The organism is Roseomonas sp. HF4, assembly GCF_005222755.1.
Classification (GTDB): domain Bacteria; phylum Pseudomonadota; class Alphaproteobacteria; order Acetobacterales; family Acetobacteraceae; genus Neoroseomonas.
Map to the genome: position 1 here is coordinate 196,397 of NZ_STGD01000006.1, position 14,311 is coordinate 210,707.

Sequence of the window (14,311 nt, forward strand, 5' to 3'; positions counted from 1 at the left end):
GTACGCGGCTGCGGGCCGGCATCTCACGCGACGGGTAATAGTTAAGAAATGGTTGACGCGCCAGCATCGCGTCGCTGCGCGCCCCGGATCCGCGGTACCACCCATCCCGGATGCCTGCCGGTGCCCGACCCGCCGCCGACGCCCTAACCGCTTGGTCAACATCGCCATGTCATGGTCCGCGCCCCGGGACGCGGCCATTCCATGGACATCGTCGATTTCCTCCGAGCCCTGCCGAGCGCCGCCGTCTACGGCGCCTTCATGGCGACCGGCGCGGCGCTCGCCGCGCTGTCCTGCCGCCTGGTCGCGCCGCTGGTCGGCACGCCGCCCACGAAGGAGATGCTGGACGTCGCGATGCGCACGACCGCTGCCGTGACCGGCGCGCTGACGCTGACACTCGCCTTCTGCGCCGTGCAGGCGCGCAGCCAGATGACCGACGCGCAGCGCAGTGTGCACGTGGAGGCGGCGGCGATCGGCGGCCTGCTCCGCCTGGCCGACCGGCTGGGCGAGCCCGCCCGCGCGCTCGTGCCCGCCATCGCCGCCTATCTGCGCAGCATCACGGAGGAGGAATTCCCCACCATGGCCGGGACCGGCCGCCACCCCGCCACGCAGCGCCTCGCCGAGGCGATCGAGGCCGCCGCCCACGCCGCCGCCGTCGCGGCCACCGGCAGCCTCGCGGCCGACATGCTGAAGGAGGCCAACGAGGTCGAGACGGCGCGGGAGGACCGCCTCCAGGCCGCCACCGTCGCGCTGCCGCAGGAATTCTGGGTGCTGATCCTGCTGCTCGCGGGCCTGGTCCTCGCGAGCGGCACCCTCTATCCGCCACGGGCGCATGTCGTCGCCATGCTCGCGATCCAGGCCGCGGGCCTCGGCGCGCTGGTCGCCTTCGTCTTCCTGATCGAGCAGCCCTTCCGCGGGGAGATGCTGGTCTCGACCGACCCGTACCGGGTGCTTGCACGGAGCGTCGCGCATCGCCTCGACCCCGGCGGCGGCCCGGTGCCCGGCGCCGCGGCGCCGTGAGCCCGGGACGGTCGCCGGGCGCCTGCCTCGCCATCCTGGACGGCATCGGTGGCTCCCTGGTCCTGCACCACGACCGCGTGCGCATCCTGCGCCACGGCGCCTGGTTCAGCGCGATCAACCTGCTCTCGCATGTCGAGCGCGAGATCGAGACCACCATCCTGCTGCGCCGCCTGGCGGCGGTGCACCTCGTGGGCGCGCTCGGTGTGCTGCAGTTCCTGCGCCTGAGCTACGCCGGCGCACCGCCGCCGACCGGGCACCATCTGCGCGACGCCTTCGCCGAGAACGCGTTCCTGTTCGGGCTGCTCGACAATCGCCCCCTGTTCGCCATGGCGACGCGCATCCAGGCGGCGGCGCGCGCCGGCGGCCCGCCCGGCGCGTGAGGCGGCCCGCGCCATGCCGCGGCGCGGCGCCGTTAAGCGTCGGACAACCCGACCGATGCTCTAGTCCGTTCGTCGCCGATCGCGCGGCACCGCCCCAACACCGGGATCGAGGACGACGATGAGCGCAGGGCACGCCACGGGAACTCCATTGCCGAACGCCCACGCCGCACGCGGCCCGCGCCTGGCATCGGCGCTACGCCCGCTGCTGACGCCCGCGCTCGGCGTCGCCTGGGGCTTCGCGCTGGCCGCGCTGCTGCTGTCCGGCGCCGCCGGCGGCGATGCGCCGCGTGGCGCGCAGGCGGCGGCCCCGCCGGCCGAGGCGTTGGTCGAGCGCGTTGCACGCCTCGAGGCCGCGCTCGCGCATGTCGATTCCGGCCCGCGGGACGAACGCTTCATCGCGGCGGCGCTGCTGCTGCAAGCGGCGATCGCGACACCCCGGCCCTGGCTGCGCGAATACCGGGCCTTGGCGCGGCTCGCGCCGCCCGGCGCGCTGCCGGCGCCGCTGGCCGAGGTGCTGCTGAGCCACGCCGCCCGCGGCCTGCCGAGCGAGGCGGAACTGCGCGAACGCTACGCCGCGCTGCAGCCGCAGCTCCTCGCGCGCGCACCACGGCCCGACGGCCTCGTGCAGCAGGCGACGCTCACGGTCCGCGCCGCTGCCTCCGGCATAGGGTTGATGTCCGCGCCCGCCCCGACCGACCAGGACCAGGCGATCGCGGGCGTCGCGCAGCAGCTGCGGCGCGGCAACCTGGCCGCGGCGGTGGCGGATGCCGCGGCGCTCGACCCCACGCTGCAGCCGCTGCTGGCCGGTTGGCTCGCCCAGGCCGGCGCCCGCCTCGCGGTCGAGCAGGCGCTGCAGGAGACACTGCTGCGCATGCTCTCGCCATCCGCCCGTCCCGGCTGACGCCCGATGCCCCCGCATCCCGCCCCGCATCAAGGAGCCCCCCGTGCGACGCCACGCCCTTGCCCTGTTCGCCGGCCTCCTGCTGGCGCACGCCGCCGGCCCCGCCGGCGCCCAGTCCTCCATGACGCTGCGCGACCGCCTGGTGGTGGTCAGCTCGGCCTCCTCCGCTGGCATCACGCAACTGCTGGCGGACGGCTTCACGCAGCGCCACCAGGGCGTGGTGCCGCCGATCACCGACGCCCTCGGCTCGACCCGGGCGCTCGAGTTGTTCTGCACCGGCGTCGGGCCACAGACGCCCGACCTCGCGGTGGTCACGCGCCGCATGACGCGCGCGGTGCAGGAAGCCTGCAACGCGAACGGCGTGCGCGACATCATCGAGTTGCAGATCGGCCTCGGCGCCGTCGTCCTCGTGACCCGGCGGGGGGAAGCGCTGCCCGGCCTCACCACCCGCCAGGTCTGGGAAGCGCTGGTCGCCGAACGCCCGGCTGAGGAGGATTTCACGGCGAACGGCGCACGCCTCTGGTCAGACCTCGGCGCCGGGCTGCCCCGCTCCGAGATTCGCGCCGTCCTGCCCGAACACGGCTCGGGCACCCGCGCGCTGTTCGACGACCTGGTGCTCGAGGCCGGGTGCCGCCACGTCCGCGCCATCCGGCTGATCTTCGAGGCCGCCTACCGGCGGCGCAAATGCGTCACGCTGCGCGACGACGCACGCATCACCGACGTGCCGAGCGACAGGGTGACGGCGGCGCTGCTCGCGGCGCCGCCCGGCACCGTCGCGGCCGTGAGCTACGACCAGCTCGTCGCGAGCGGCGGCAACCTGGTGGCGATCCCACTCGACGGCGTCGTGCCCTCCCCGCGCAGCATCGGCACGATCGACTACGAGCCGGCGCGCACCTTCTTCGTCTACGCCAAGCGCCAGCACAGCCGGAACCAGCAGGGCGTGGGCGTCGTGCGGGGCGTGCGGGAATTCATGATCGAGGCGACCAGCGAGCATGCCGGCGGGCCGGGCGGCTACCTGGCCGAGGCCGGCCTCGTGCCGCTGCCGCCGGCCGACCGCGCGGCACAGCGCCGCGTGGCCGAACGCCAGTCCCTGATGTCCCGCTGACCGCCCCCCGCCGGAGTTCCCGCCATGCACGCCAAGGCCATGCTTCTCGCCGCGATCCTCGCCCTGCCGCTGCCCGCCGCGGCGCAGCAGGCGCCGGGCGCGGCGCCCGGCAGCGTCATCCCGACGCCGCTGCAGGACCTGCCCTCGGATGACGGGCTGCTCGACCGGGCGGAACGGCTCTGGGGCAGCGTCATCGACCGGCTCGGCTTCGGCTTCGGCACTTCCGCCTTCACCCGGCAGCACAGCGCCGTGGAGCGGCTGCGCGCGCAGGAGGACTTCGCCTGGCTGATGGACCTGGCCGGCTACAAGCTGAAGGAGATCGAGAGCTCGATCAGCCTGCTACCCAGCCTGTCGCTCACCTTCGGCCAGGCGCGTGAACTGACCGAGGCCGACCGCGAATACATCGAGCGCATGCTGGAGCGCCACGCGATCAACCACCCCGGCCCGCTCTCGGCCGTGCAACGCATGATCGTGCGGGGCGTGGTGGAGGCGGGCGAACTCGGCAGCTTCTCGGTCGACAAGGTCGAGGTGGACCTCTTTCCCCTGCCGCGCGTGAGGTTCCAGCTCTCGCCGACCGATGCGCCGCTCGGCGTCGAGGCAAGCCGCATCATGCGCGCGATCGAACGGCTGAACGAACGCGTCACGGCGCTCGGCGCGCGCCAGCCGGGTTCGGGCACCGGCCAGCAACTCGACCTCGACCGGCAGCCTCCCGGCCGGACGCGGCCGGCGGCGATGATCCTTCACTGACCATAAAGGACGCGGCCGCATCAATGCGGCCGAGAGACGAAAGGCAGGATGCCGATGACCGCGACCGACGACGTGCCCCGGGGCCAGTACGGGGAGCTCGTGAAACTGCAGCTTCACGGCCGCCGCTTCCTCGACCGCGAGCAGGAGCGCCGGCTGCTCGAGGAAGGGCTCGTGCGCTACGGGCTGACGCTCGACGACGCGCGCGGCCTCATCCGCGCAGCGGCGCAGCAGAACGAGGTGGCGCTGGAGGGCGAGCTCGGCACCTCGACGCGCGAATTGCTGCGCACCCTCGCCGACGGGCGCCAGCGCCTCGCGCGGGAGGATTTCGACCGCGCCGCCGCCTTCTACCGCGCCCGTGCCGGCGGCGGCGTGACCGAGCCCGAGGCCGCGCGGCGCGTGAAGCGTCTGATGGAGGAACTCGACCTCCGCCCGAAGCCGACCGGACGGCTGCTCCGCTCGAACCGCTGGTACCGCGCCATCGAGGCCTGAGCGCCCGCCGTGCAGCCGCGCGGCAGGCTCTCCGAAGGATCGCGGACGTGGACATCGTGCTGCCCCATATTCTCGCCGGCCTGCCCGCCTGGGCGGGCATCATCATCACCATCGCGGTGCCGGTGCTGCTCGCGCTGCTGCTCGGGCGCGTCATGTACGCGCTGTTCACGCATGCGGAATTCCAGGCCAATGCGGTGGTCGGCGCCGTCAAGTACGGCTTCGTGGTCGAGATCTACGCCGTCGTCGCCGCGCTGACGCTGGTCGGCAGCTGGGACACCTTCCAGACCGCCCGCGACACCCTGCAGAAGGAGGCGTCCGGCCTCTACATGCTGGCACTGTCGGTCGACACCTTCGACGGGCCGAACCTGGCCGCGACACGGCAGGAGATGCGCGCCGCCATCCGCAACTACGCGGCGGCCGTGGTCGCGCAGGACTGGCCCGCCATGCAGGCGGGCGTCACATCCTCCGGGTCGGACGCCGCCTTCCAGCGCATGACGCGCGCCTTCCTCGACGCGCCGAGCGAGCGCTCGGCGCAGCAGGTGCTGCAGCAGAAGACCGGCGACTGGCTCGGCCAAGTGGCGGAGGCGCGGATCGCGCGCCTCTCGGTCGCGTCACGCACGCTGTCGGGGCTGATCTGGCTGCTGGTGCTGACCGTCTCGGTGGCGGCCATCGCCTTCCAGTGGTTCTTCGGCGGCGCCAGCGCGGCGATGCACTACGCCATGGCGGCCGTCATCGCCATCATCGTGGGCGCGGTGCTGCTGGTCTCGGTGAAGCTCGCCTTTCCCTATGTGGGGCAGCCGCCGCTGCTCTCGCCGGCGCCGTTCCTGGCCATGATGGACCTGCGGTGATGCCGCGCGCGCCGTCAATGCGCCGGGCGCGGGGCGTAGCGCCAGCGCTGGAACAGCAGCAGCGCCAGCCCGAAGGTCCAGAAGCCCATCCGTGCCGCCAACCAGCCCGCCAGATGCAGCCCGTAATGGAGCAGCGCCGCGACGAGCCCGGCCTGCAGCAGCACGGCCGCCATCGCGCGCAGCGCGTCGATGCCGTTCCAGAGCCGCGTCGCGACCGCGACGCCGCAGGCCAGCGCCATGGCCGAGCCCCAGGCCGCGAGACCGCCGATGCCGGCCGGGTTCCGCAGCGCGTCGAGCAGCGCGGCGCCTGCGCCCACGCCCGGCAGCGCGTGGTCGGACAGGAAACGCCCGAGGCCGAGGCTCCAGGGCGCCGCCGCCTCGAGCATCCGCCCGGGCAGGAAGGCAGCGGGATCGGGCGTCGTGGCGAGGAGCGCGAGGCCGAGCGCGAGCCCCGCCACGGCCCCCGCCGCGCGCAGTGCGGGCACCGCCTCGGCGTCATGCGGCGCGACGGCGCGGACCCCCGCGGCGCCGAGGCGGAGCAGCGCGACGGGCAGCAGCGCGGCCAGCGCCGCAAGGAGGATGGCATGCAGCGCGCCGGCGACATCGTGACCCATGCCCGACGGATAGCCCCCCGCCGCCTAACGCGCGGTTCATGGCACGCGGCGCTGGCGCTCAGCATCCTGGCGGCGGTGCCAGCGCGGGCCGAGACGCTGGCCGTCGTGGCGCCAGGCGCGGCCGCCTGCGTGCTCCGCGCGGCGCCGGAAGGGACGGCGGCGGCCGAGATCGCGGCGCTCGAAGCGGCGGCCGAGACGCTCGGCGGGCGCGCCCGGCGCCTGCTGGCCGATGCCGCGACCATGCGCCTCGCCCCGGCGCGGGAAGGCGTGCCCGGCTTCGGCGACTGGGCCTATGGCTGGGTGCAGAGCTACGTCACCTCCTACCGCATCCTGGCGCGCGGCGTGGCGAGCCTGTCGGGCAGCGTCGCCAATGGCGGGGAGACGCCGCTCGCGGCCCGCCTGGCCGAGGAAATGGCCGAGCCGATCCGCGCCGAGTTCCGTGCGCGGGTGCTGGCGCCGGCGCTTGGCGGGGCGGCCTTCGTCAGCGACCTCGCGCATGTCGGCGCAGTGCTGGACGATGGCTGGCAGGCGGCGCTCGCGGCCAGTGCGGCGCGCCTCGCACGGCTGCCGCCGGCGACGGCCGGGGCCGTGGCGGTGCGGCGCATCGACCTCGCGGCGGCGGCCGCGCCTATGGCGCCGGCGCTGCGCGCCGCGACACCCGCCGACCCGGCGGCCCTGATCGCCGAGGACGGCACGGATGGCGGCGCGGCCTTCCTGCGGGCGCTCCGGCCGATGGCCGCGCGCCTCGGCGCCGTCCTGGTGCGGCTGAGCGAGTTCGGCTCGGCCGTCGCGGCCGGCGGCGTCTTCGGCTTCGCGGTGGGCGGCATGACCGGCAGCGCGGCGGGTGTCGCTGGCGGCATCGGCGTCGCCTGGGGCATCGACTGGCTGTTCAACCGGCTGGACGCGGGGCTCAACCGCACCGCCTTCGAGGCACAGGCGCTAGACGCCATCGCGCGCGCCGAACGCCGCCTGGCCGAGGACGCGTCGCGCGCCGCGACGGCGGCCCTGGCGGCGCGGCTCGGCGCCGTCGCCGGCGAAGGGGGGTGCCGATGACCGACGAACCGGCGGAGGACGCGCCGCTGCCCGCGCGGCCCGAATGGAACGCGCTGCTCGCCATGACCGTCGCGGCGGCCGCGGCGATGTTCGCGGGCCTGGCGCTCGCGGTCTCGATGGGGGCGGGCACGCCGCAGGTCGCGGCCGCGGCCCATGCAGCGACGCCGGCGCAGGACGGCCCGTCGCCCGGCCGCGCCGTGACGGCCGACCGTGCCGCCTGGCCGCTGGTCGCGATCGAATTGCTGCTGCCGCACGTGCCACGGCCCGAGCCCTATCCGCGCGCCTTCGCCGTCGCGGTCGCCCTCGCCGCCGCCGACACGGAGGCGACGCGCCTGCTGCTGCCGCTGGCCGCCGCGGCGGCCGAGGGCGCGCCGACCCGGGCGGACCTCGTGGCCGGCTTCGCGGCGGCGGCGGAGGCGGCGACCTTGGCCGAGATCGGCTTCACCCCCGATGCCGGCTGGATCGCGCGCCGCGTCGCCGCCACGGCGCGCTTCGGCGCAGGGCTCGGCGCCGCCGGAACGCCGGGCCTGGCCGCGCTGCGGGATGCGGCAGGGCTGCTCGAGGCCGGCGCCCTGGCCGATGCGGCGCAGGCACTCGACGCCCTGCCCGCCGAAAGCGCGGCGGCGCTCTCGCCCTGGCGGGCGGGGCTCGACCGCCGCATCGCCGCCGACCTGGCGCATGGGCGCCTGTCGGACCTCGCCCTGCGCCGCGCGCACGAGGCGGCGCGATGACCACGCGGCCCTTCGACTGGCGCGGCGTCGTCGCGCGCGCGCTGTTCTGCCTTTTCGTCGTCTTCGCGATCTACAACCCCTCCGGGACCTCCTTCCTGCACTGGGTGCTGGGCGGGTTCGACTGGTTCTGGGTGAAGCTTGCGGTCGGCGCGACGCTGGCGGCGGTCTGCATGGTCGTCTGGCGCACCACGCTCGGCGTGCTCGGGCGGCGCGGCATCGGGCTCGTCGTCGCCTTCTACCTCGGTGCCGGCATGACGGTGCTGCACCTGGCCGGCGAGAGCCCGTGGTCGGGGCAGACGCTGCTGGTCTGGCTGCTGGTCAGTGTTGCCGGCGTGTTCACGGCGGGCCTCTGCTTCTCGCACCTGCATCATCGCCTGGGCGGCATCAGCCACACGGAGGACATCACGAAATGACCGCGACCGCGCCGCCCCCGGGCAAGGCCGACACCTTCCTCGTCAGCTGCATCGACCCGCGCCTCACCGACGACGTCACCTTCCTGATGGCCGCGCTCGGCCGCACCGGGCGGTACAGCGAGATGCGCATCGCCGGCGCCGCGCTGGCCGCGGCCGAGGACTGGCGCCCCGCCTGGAGCGCCACGCTCTGGGACAACCTGGCCGCGTCGCGCCAGTTGCACGGCGTGCGCCGCGTCGTATTCGTGAACCACCGCGACTGCGGCGCGATGCACCTGCATGCCGGCCGACGCCTGGCCGATGACCCGGCCGCCGAGTTCCGCGCGCATGAGGCCGTGCTCAACCGTGCCGCCGCCGCCGTGCGCGCGCGCCATCCCGACATGACGGTTGAATTGCAGCTGATGGAGCTCGACGGCAGCGTCCGCATCCTGCCCTGCGCCGGCTGCGCGCCCGCCGGCGGGCTGCGGGCCGAGGCGGTGGCCGACCCGGCCGGGCGCAGCATCGACGCCGCCGCCGCCGCGGGCGGGGCGCGCTTCGCGCCGCCGAAGCCGCCCGCCGCCCCATCCGACCCCGCGGGCTTCGCCGAGCGCGCCCGCCTGCACGCCGCCGACGGCAACCCGGACCCCGCGGCGGAACTCGCGCTGCTCAGCGACGGCGTCACGCATCACGGCCTGACCGCCGCCGAGGCCCGCGCCCTGCTGGAGGCCGAGGCGTCGCGCCACGGCATCCTGGGCGACGCCGCCGGGGCGCGGGAAGCGCGCGCCTTCCTGCGCGCCCAGGCCGACCCGGCCGGGCGCGTCGCGCGCGCCGATGTCGAACGCGCCGCTGCGCTCTACCGCAATATCACCGGGCGTCGGGTCACCGAGGTCGAGGCCGTGCGGCGCGTGCTCGGCATGCTCGAACAGGACAACCTGCGGCCCCGGCCGGCCGGCATGCTGCTGTCGACCGCCTGGCACCGGCGCATGGCGCAGGCCTGACGCCCGAAGCCCGAAGGCCCGGCCCGCGGCCCGAAGGGACGAGCCGCCGAATGGCGGCCGCGGCGCGGGCCGCGAAGCCAAGGGCCGCGGATGCGACCCGCCCGGCGTCTGAGGGGCACGAAGGCTTCACCTTCGCGCGTCCGGCACGACCCGCCGGCGCCGCTATCGGCCGCGCGCGATGAAGGGCTCGTCCCGCGCGGCCGACAGCGCGTCCCAGGCGGCGCGGATGCGCGCCGCGCCATGCGTGCGCTCCAGCCGCCGCAGCGTGAAATGGCCGCGCGCCACGCCGCGGAAATGCTCGAGGAAGGCGAGATTGACCGCGGCGCCCGCCGCCGCCCCCAGGATCGGCGCCGCCTGGGCCGAGACCTTGAGCCCGACCGGTCCCACGAAGCGCGCCGCCACCGCCGCGACGAAGCCCGGCACGATCGTGCGCCCGACCGTACCCTTCAGCGCCTCGGCCAATGCCAGGCGCACGGTGAAATAGCCGCTCTCGGCCGCGTCGTCGGCCGGGCTGCTGCCGCCCAGCGCGAAGACCTTGAGGCATTCCGCCGCCGCCTCCGGCGCATCCAGGTCCTCGCCCTCCTCCCCCGCGATGGCCGCGACCTGGCGCAGGAGGATGGTCGTCGAGACCGGCAGTTCGACCAGCGTGCCCGGCAGCCCAAAGGCGCCGCCCATGGCGCCGGACACCGCCGCGAGCCCGCGATGGAACCACGATGACGGCACCGGCAGCGGCACCACTGCCGGACCGGACCGCAGCGCCGCCCCCATGGCCAGCGAGAGCGCCGCCCGCGCCGCGCCATCGACGCCGCCCTGCAGCGCCGCGGGCAGTCGCGCGCGCAGCGCCTCCGCCGGCAATCCCGCCAGGCCGGCCAGTCGCGCGGCGAGGGAGGGATTCTCGAGTGCGTCGCGCGCGGCGCGGAGGTCGCGCAGCGCCTCGGCGGGCAATTGGGCGGGAAGGATGGTGAGGCTCATGCGCCCTGAGACATGGCGCCGCCGGGGCGCGGGGTCCAGGGCGGGCGGAGAGGTTCCCATCCACCCGCGCCCTCGACGCCCATGGCCCTCGACCCCGCCACCCCATATAACGCGGGCGCTGCGACGGGGCCGTCCCGCGCATGCGAAGGGCGTGTGCGATGAACTGGATCAGTGACTGGGCCCTGCCGAAGATCTCGGGCCTCTTCAAGCGGGACGTGCCGGAGAACCTCTGGCACAAATGCCCCGCCTGCGAGCAGATGATCTTCCGCCGGGACCTCGACGCGGCGCTGAACGTCTGCCCGCATTGCGGCCACCACATGCGCATCTCCGCCACGCGGCGCCTCGAATGCACGCTCGACGAGGGCTTCTCCCGCATCGAGTTGCCGAAGGCGCCGGCCGACCCGCTGCGCTTCCGCGACCAGCGCCGCTACACGGACCGGCTGAAGGAAGCGCAGGCCAAGTCTGCGATGGACGACGCGGTGGCCGTGGCGCACGGCACGATCGAGGGCCAGCGCGCCGTCGTGGCCGCCATGGAGTTCGCCTTCATGGGCGGCTCGATGGGCGCCGGCGTGGGGGAGGCGATCGTCACCGCGGCCAAGCTCGCGGTGCTGCAGGACGCGCCGCTGATCGTCTTCACCGCCTCGGGCGGGGCGCGCATGCAGGAAGGCGCCATCAGCCTGATGCAGATGCCGCGCACCGTGATCGCGACGCGCATGGTCAAGGAAGCAGGGCTGCCCTTCATCGTCGTGATGTGCGACCCGACCACCGGCGGCGTCACCGCGTCCTTCGCCATGCTGGGCGACATCCACATCGCCGAACCGAACGCCATGATCGGCTTCGCCGGCGCGCGCGTGATCGAGCAGACGGTCCGGGAGAAGTTGCCCGAGGGTTTCCAGCGCGCCGAATACCTGCTGGAGCACGGCATCCTCGACATGGTCGTGAAGCGCGGCGAGATGCGCGAGACGCTGGCCCGCGTCATCGCGCTGCTGCGCGTGCCGCTGGTGCTGCGCGAGCCGGAGGTCTCGGTCGAGGAGGTCGTCGCCCTGCCGCCGCCCGAGGACCCCGCCGCCCCGGCCCAGGCCTGACGCCATGTCGCGCGCCGAGGCGATCGTCGAGCGCCTGCACGCGCTGCATCCGAAGCTGATCGACCTCAGCCTCGGCCGCATGCACCGGGCGCTGGCCTCGCTCGGCCATCCGGAGCGCCGCCTGCCGCCCGTGGTCCATGTCGCGGGCACCAACGGCAAGGGCAGCACCTGCGCCTTCCTGCGCGCGATCGCCGAGGCCGCCGGGCAGCGCGTGCATGTCTATACCTCCCCGCACCTCGTGCACTTCCATGAGCGCGTCCGGCTTGCCGGCCGCCTGGTCACCGACGCCGCCCTGACCGCCGCGCTGGAGGAGGCCGAGGCCGCCAATGCGGGCGAGCCGATCACGGTGTTCGAGATCACGACCGCGGCGGCGCTGCTGCTGTTCAGCCGCATCCCGGCCGACCTGCTGGTGCTGGAAGTGGGCCTCGGCGGGCGGCTCGACGCGACCAACGTGGTGGACCGGCCGGTCGCCACAGCAATCTCCTCCATTTCCATGGACCACATGGATTTCCTGGGCGAGACGCTGGAGGCCATCGCCTTCGAGAAGGCCGGCATCATCAAGCCCGGCGTACCCTGCGCCACCGGCGCGCAAGACCCGGCGGCGGCCGCGGTCATCGCGCGCGTTGCGGCCGAACGTGGCGCGCCGCTGCTGACGCGCGGACGGGACTGGACCTGTGAACCGACCCCGGGCGGGCTGCGCTATGCCGATGCGCGGGACGCGATCGACCTGCCGCCGACCGGCCTGCCCGGCCCGCACCAGGCGGACAATGCCGGCATCGCCATCGCCGCGCTGCGCGCCTGGAACCCGCCCTGGCTGACGGATGCCGCCATCGCGCGGGGCGTCGGCGCCGCCGAATGGCCGGCGCGGCTGCAGCGGCTGCGGGGCGCGCTGGCCGACATGCTGCCGCCGGGCTCCGAACTTTGGCTCGATGGCGGGCACAATGCCGGCGCGGGCGTGGCTCTCGCGCAGCATTTGCCCTCATGGGGCGACCGGCCGCTGCACCTCGTGGTCGGCATGAAGAAGGGCAAGGCGAGCGTCGAGTTCCTCCGCCCGCTGCTGCCCTTCGCCACGACCCTGACGGCGGTGGCGGAGCCCGGCCAGCACCTCGCCATGCCGGTCGAGGACATCGTCGCGGCCAGCGGCGGGCTGGCGCGGCAGGGGCCGACGGTCGCGGCGGCGCTGGCGCGGATCGCGGCCGAGGGCGTGCCCGGCCGCGTGCTGGTCTGCGGCAGCCTCTATCTGGCCGGGGAAGTGCTGAAGGCGGACGCCCCGGCCGAACTCATGGCCGCCGGCGCGTAGCGGCGCCGGCCGGCGGGCGCGGCCGGCGCGGCGGCCCCTGCACCGGCTGCATCGGCTCGACGCGGATATGCGCGTCGTCGCCCTCCGCGCGGCGGGCGGCGGCTGCGAAGCGCGCGGCGGCATAGGGCGCCACCTCGAACTGCGTCTCCCGCCCCAGGATGCGGATGCGGCCGATCTCCTGCCGCGTCACGTGGCCGCGACGGCAGAGGAACGGCAGCAGCCATTTCGGGTCGGCGCGGCCGTCGCGCCCGACATCGACGCGGAACCAGATGCCCTCCTGCGCGCCGCCCTGCGGGACGGGCGCGTCGCGCGCCGGGCGGGGGGCCGGGCGCTCGGAGATCTCGGCCAGTTCCTCGGGTGCCGGCAGGGGTGCGCGCAGCACGCGCACCAGCGCGGCCGCCAGCGCCTCGGCGCCACGGGCAGCGAGCGCCGGCTCGGCCAGAAGGCTGCGCGCGACGGCGAGGTCCTCCTCCGCCGGCTCCTCGGCCGCGAGCGCCAGCACCTGCGCGGCCAGCCGCTCGGCGTCGCGCGCGCGGATCGCCTCGGCCGAGGGCGCGGGGCCGAGGCTCGCCTTCACCCGCGCGCCGGCCACCAGCCGCTCGGCGATGCGGCGGCGGGTGTGGGGGACCAGCAGCACGGACACGCCCTTGCGCCCGGCGCGGCCCGTGCGGCCGCTCCGGTGCAGCAGCGTCTCGGGGTCGCGCGGCAATTCGGCGTGGATGACGAGGCCGAGGTCGGGCAGGTCGATGCCGCGCGCGGCGACATCGGTCGCGACGCACACCCGTGCGCGCCCGTCGCGCAGCGCCTGCAGCGCGCGCAGCCGCTCGGCCTGGGACAATTCGCCCGACAGCGCGACGGTCGAGAAGCCGCGCTCGGCCAGGTTGCCGTGCAGCCGCGCCACGGCCGCGCGAGTCGCGCAGAACACCATGGCGATGCGCGGGTCTTCCAGCCGCAGCACGTTGACGACGGCGCGCTCGATCTCGTGCGGCGCGACCATCAGCGCGCGGTACTCGATGTCGCCATGCGGCTCCCGCTCGCCGCCCACCTCGAGGCGCAGAGCGTCGCGCTGGTAGCCCTTGGCGAGGGCTGCGATGGCGCGCGGCACGGTGGCCGAGAACATCAGCGTGCGCCGGCCCTCGGGCGTTTCCTCGAGGATCGCCTCGAGCTCCTCCTTGAAGCCGAGGTCGAGCATCTCGTCCGCCTCGTCCAGCACGACGGCGCGGAGGCTGCCGGGGGCGAGGTTGCCGCGTTCCAGGTGGTCGCGCAGCCGCCCGGGCGTGCCGACGACGAGATGCGCGCCCTGCGCCAGCATCCGCCGCTCCGCCACCGGGTCCATGCCGCCGACGCAGGAGACGACGCGCCCGCCCGCCGGCGCATAGAGCCAGGCGAGCTCCGCCTTGACCTGCAGCGCGAGCTCACGGGTCGGCGCCACGACGAGCGCGAGCGGCGCGCCGGCCTGGGGCAGGCGCGGCGCGGTGCCGATCAGCTCCGGCGCCAGCGACAGCCCGTAGGCCACGGTCTTGCCGGACCCGGTCTGGGCCGAGACCAGCAGGTCGCGGCCCGCGGCCTCGGGGGCCAGGACGGCGGCCTGGACGGGGGTGGGCGCGGCATAGCCGCGCGCGGCGAGGGCGTCGCGGAGCGGCGCGGGGAGATCGTCGAAGGACATGAGGGGAGCAGAGGTC

16 protein-coding genes are annotated in these 14,311 nt (G+C 75.2%); 13 read left to right on the plus strand and 3 right to left on the minus strand.

From position 1 onward, the window contains the following. Positions 1 to 201: 201 nt before the first annotated feature. The 7 genes from E8M80_RS11655 to E8M80_RS25925 all read left to right on the plus strand — a co-directional run bounded on the left by E8M80_RS11655 (position 202) and on the right by E8M80_RS25925 (position 5,487). A complete protein-coding gene (locus E8M80_RS11655) occupies positions 202 to 1,017 on the plus strand; it encodes a DUF4239 domain-containing protein (RefSeq protein ID WP_170979351.1) in 816 nt (271 codons plus the stop codon). Beyond that, positions 1,014 to 1,397 (plus strand): hypothetical protein, encoded by a 384-nt coding sequence (locus tag E8M80_RS11660; RefSeq protein WP_137125862.1) that lies wholly within the window; start codon positions 1,014 to 1,016, stop codon positions 1,395 to 1,397. Before E8M80_RS11655 ends, E8M80_RS11660 begins: the two co-directional genes overlap by 4 nt. A 148-nt stretch (positions 1,398 to 1,545) precedes the next feature. Then, positions 1,546 to 2,298, plus strand: coding sequence for a hypothetical protein (locus E8M80_RS11665; protein ID WP_137125863.1), 753 nt, complete (start codon positions 1,546 to 1,548; stop codon positions 2,296 to 2,298). Between the two features lie 43 nt (positions 2,299 to 2,341). Then, positions 2,342 to 3,403, plus strand: a complete 1,062-nt coding sequence (locus E8M80_RS11670; protein WP_137125864.1) for a PstS family phosphate ABC transporter substrate-binding protein — start codon at positions 2,342 to 2,344, stop codon at positions 3,401 to 3,403. A gap of 24 nt (positions 3,404 to 3,427) precedes the next feature. Beyond that, positions 3,428 to 4,150, plus strand: a complete 723-nt coding sequence (locus E8M80_RS11675) for a hypothetical protein (protein WP_137125865.1) — start codon at positions 3,428 to 3,430, stop codon at positions 4,148 to 4,150. A gap of 54 nt (positions 4,151 to 4,204) precedes the next feature. Next, positions 4,205 to 4,639, plus strand: a complete 435-nt coding sequence (locus tag E8M80_RS25920) for a hypothetical protein (RefSeq protein ID WP_170979352.1) — start codon at positions 4,205 to 4,207, stop codon at positions 4,637 to 4,639. A 47-nt stretch (positions 4,640 to 4,686) separates the two neighbouring features. Next, on the plus strand, positions 4,687 to 5,487 hold the full coding sequence (locus E8M80_RS25925) for a DUF4239 domain-containing protein (RefSeq protein ID WP_170979353.1): 801 nt from the start codon (positions 4,687 to 4,689) through the stop codon (positions 5,485 to 5,487). Positions 5,488 to 5,501: 14 nt separating this feature from the next. On the opposite strand, the gene E8M80_RS11685 is transcribed toward E8M80_RS25925, so the two are convergent. Next, the gene (locus tag E8M80_RS11685) at positions 5,502 to 6,101 is read right to left on the minus strand and encodes a hypothetical protein (protein ID WP_137125867.1); all 600 of its coding nucleotides are present in this window, start codon (positions 6,099 to 6,101) and stop codon (positions 5,502 to 5,504) included. On the opposite strand from E8M80_RS11685, the gene E8M80_RS11690 reads away from it, so the two are divergent. Genes E8M80_RS11690 through E8M80_RS25930 form a run of 4 tightly spaced genes read left to right on the plus strand, consistent with a single transcriptional unit; the run spans position 6,072 to position 9,272 of the window. Further along, entirely contained in the window at positions 6,072 to 7,154 is a 1,083-nt protein-coding gene (locus tag E8M80_RS11690) for a hypothetical protein (RefSeq protein WP_137125868.1), read from the plus strand. The genes E8M80_RS11685 and E8M80_RS11690 overlap by 30 nt on opposite strands. After that, positions 7,151 to 7,885, plus strand: coding sequence for a hypothetical protein (locus tag E8M80_RS11695; RefSeq protein WP_137125869.1), 735 nt, complete (start codon positions 7,151 to 7,153; stop codon positions 7,883 to 7,885). Before E8M80_RS11690 ends, E8M80_RS11695 begins: the two co-directional genes overlap by 4 nt. Then, positions 7,882 to 8,298 (plus strand): DUF6524 family protein, encoded by a 417-nt coding sequence (locus E8M80_RS11700; protein WP_137125870.1) that lies wholly within the window; start codon positions 7,882 to 7,884, stop codon positions 8,296 to 8,298. Before E8M80_RS11695 ends, E8M80_RS11700 begins: the two co-directional genes overlap by 4 nt. Then, the gene (locus E8M80_RS25930) at positions 8,295 to 9,272 is read left to right on the plus strand and encodes a hypothetical protein (RefSeq protein ID WP_170979354.1); all 978 of its coding nucleotides are present in this window, start codon (positions 8,295 to 8,297) and stop codon (positions 9,270 to 9,272) included. The genes E8M80_RS11700 and E8M80_RS25930 overlap by 4 nt, the downstream gene beginning before the upstream one ends. Positions 9,273 to 9,434: 162 nt before the next feature. Here E8M80_RS25930 and E8M80_RS11710 read toward each other — a convergent pair whose 3' ends face one another. Continuing rightward, positions 9,435 to 10,244 carry an EcsC family protein gene (locus tag E8M80_RS11710; RefSeq protein ID WP_137125871.1) on the minus strand — a complete coding sequence of 270 codons (810 nt, stop codon included), beginning with the start codon at positions 10,242 to 10,244 and terminating at the stop codon, positions 9,435 to 9,437. 158 nt (positions 10,245 to 10,402) lie between these two features. Between E8M80_RS11710 and accD the strand changes: the two genes are divergently transcribed. Further along, positions 10,403 to 11,329: an acetyl-CoA carboxylase, carboxyltransferase subunit beta gene (gene accD, locus E8M80_RS11715; protein WP_137125872.1), complete on the plus strand. Its 927-nt coding sequence runs from the start codon at positions 10,403 to 10,405 to the stop codon at positions 11,327 to 11,329. Positions 11,330 to 11,333: 4 nt separating this feature from the next. After that, the gene (locus E8M80_RS11720; protein ID WP_137125873.1) at positions 11,334 to 12,629 is read left to right on the plus strand and encodes a folylpolyglutamate synthase/dihydrofolate synthase family protein; all 1,296 of its coding nucleotides are present in this window, start codon (positions 11,334 to 11,336) and stop codon (positions 12,627 to 12,629) included. Here the strand turns inward: E8M80_RS11720 and E8M80_RS11725 are convergent. After that, positions 12,610 to 14,295: a DEAD/DEAH box helicase gene (locus E8M80_RS11725; protein ID WP_137125874.1), complete on the minus strand. Its 1,686-nt coding sequence runs from the start codon at positions 14,293 to 14,295 to the stop codon at positions 12,610 to 12,612. The two genes, E8M80_RS11720 and E8M80_RS11725, sit on opposite strands and share 20 nt — an antisense overlap. Between the last annotated feature and the right edge of the window lie 16 nt (positions 14,296 to 14,311).

Excerpts from the sequence above, each read along its gene's own strand:
- E8M80_RS11655 (WP_170979351.1), top strand. The coding sequence starts at position 202 with ATGGACATCGTCGATTTCCTCCGAGCCCTGCCGAGCGCCGCCGTCTAC.
- E8M80_RS11675 (WP_137125865.1), top strand. The coding sequence starts at position 3,428 with ATGCACGCCAAGGCCATGCTTCTCGCCGCGATCCTCGCCCTGCCGCTG.
- E8M80_RS25920 (WP_170979352.1), top strand. The coding sequence starts at position 4,205 with ATGACCGCGACCGACGACGTGCCCCGGGGCCAGTACGGGGAGCTCGTG.
- E8M80_RS11690 (WP_137125868.1), top strand. The coding sequence starts at position 6,072 with ATGCAGCGCGCCGGCGACATCGTGACCCATGCCCGACGGATAGCCCCC.
- E8M80_RS11685 (WP_137125867.1), bottom strand. The coding sequence starts at position 6,101 with ATGGGTCACGATGTCGCCGGCGCGCTGCATGCCATCCTCCTTGCGGCG.
- E8M80_RS11695 (WP_137125869.1), top strand. The coding sequence starts at position 7,151 with ATGACCGACGAACCGGCGGAGGACGCGCCGCTGCCCGCGCGGCCCGAA.
- E8M80_RS11700 (WP_137125870.1), top strand. The coding sequence starts at position 7,882 with ATGACCACGCGGCCCTTCGACTGGCGCGGCGTCGTCGCGCGCGCGCTG.
- E8M80_RS25930 (WP_170979354.1), top strand. The coding sequence starts at position 8,295 with ATGACCGCGACCGCGCCGCCCCCGGGCAAGGCCGACACCTTCCTCGTC.
- E8M80_RS11710 (WP_137125871.1), bottom strand. The coding sequence starts at position 10,244 with ATGAGCCTCACCATCCTTCCCGCCCAATTGCCCGCCGAGGCGCTGCGC.
- accD (WP_137125872.1), top strand. The coding sequence starts at position 10,403 with ATGAACTGGATCAGTGACTGGGCCCTGCCGAAGATCTCGGGCCTCTTC.
- E8M80_RS11720 (WP_137125873.1), top strand. The coding sequence starts at position 11,334 with ATGTCGCGCGCCGAGGCGATCGTCGAGCGCCTGCACGCGCTGCATCCG.
- E8M80_RS11725 (WP_137125874.1), bottom strand. The coding sequence starts at position 14,295 with ATGTCCTTCGACGATCTCCCCGCGCCGCTCCGCGACGCCCTCGCCGCG.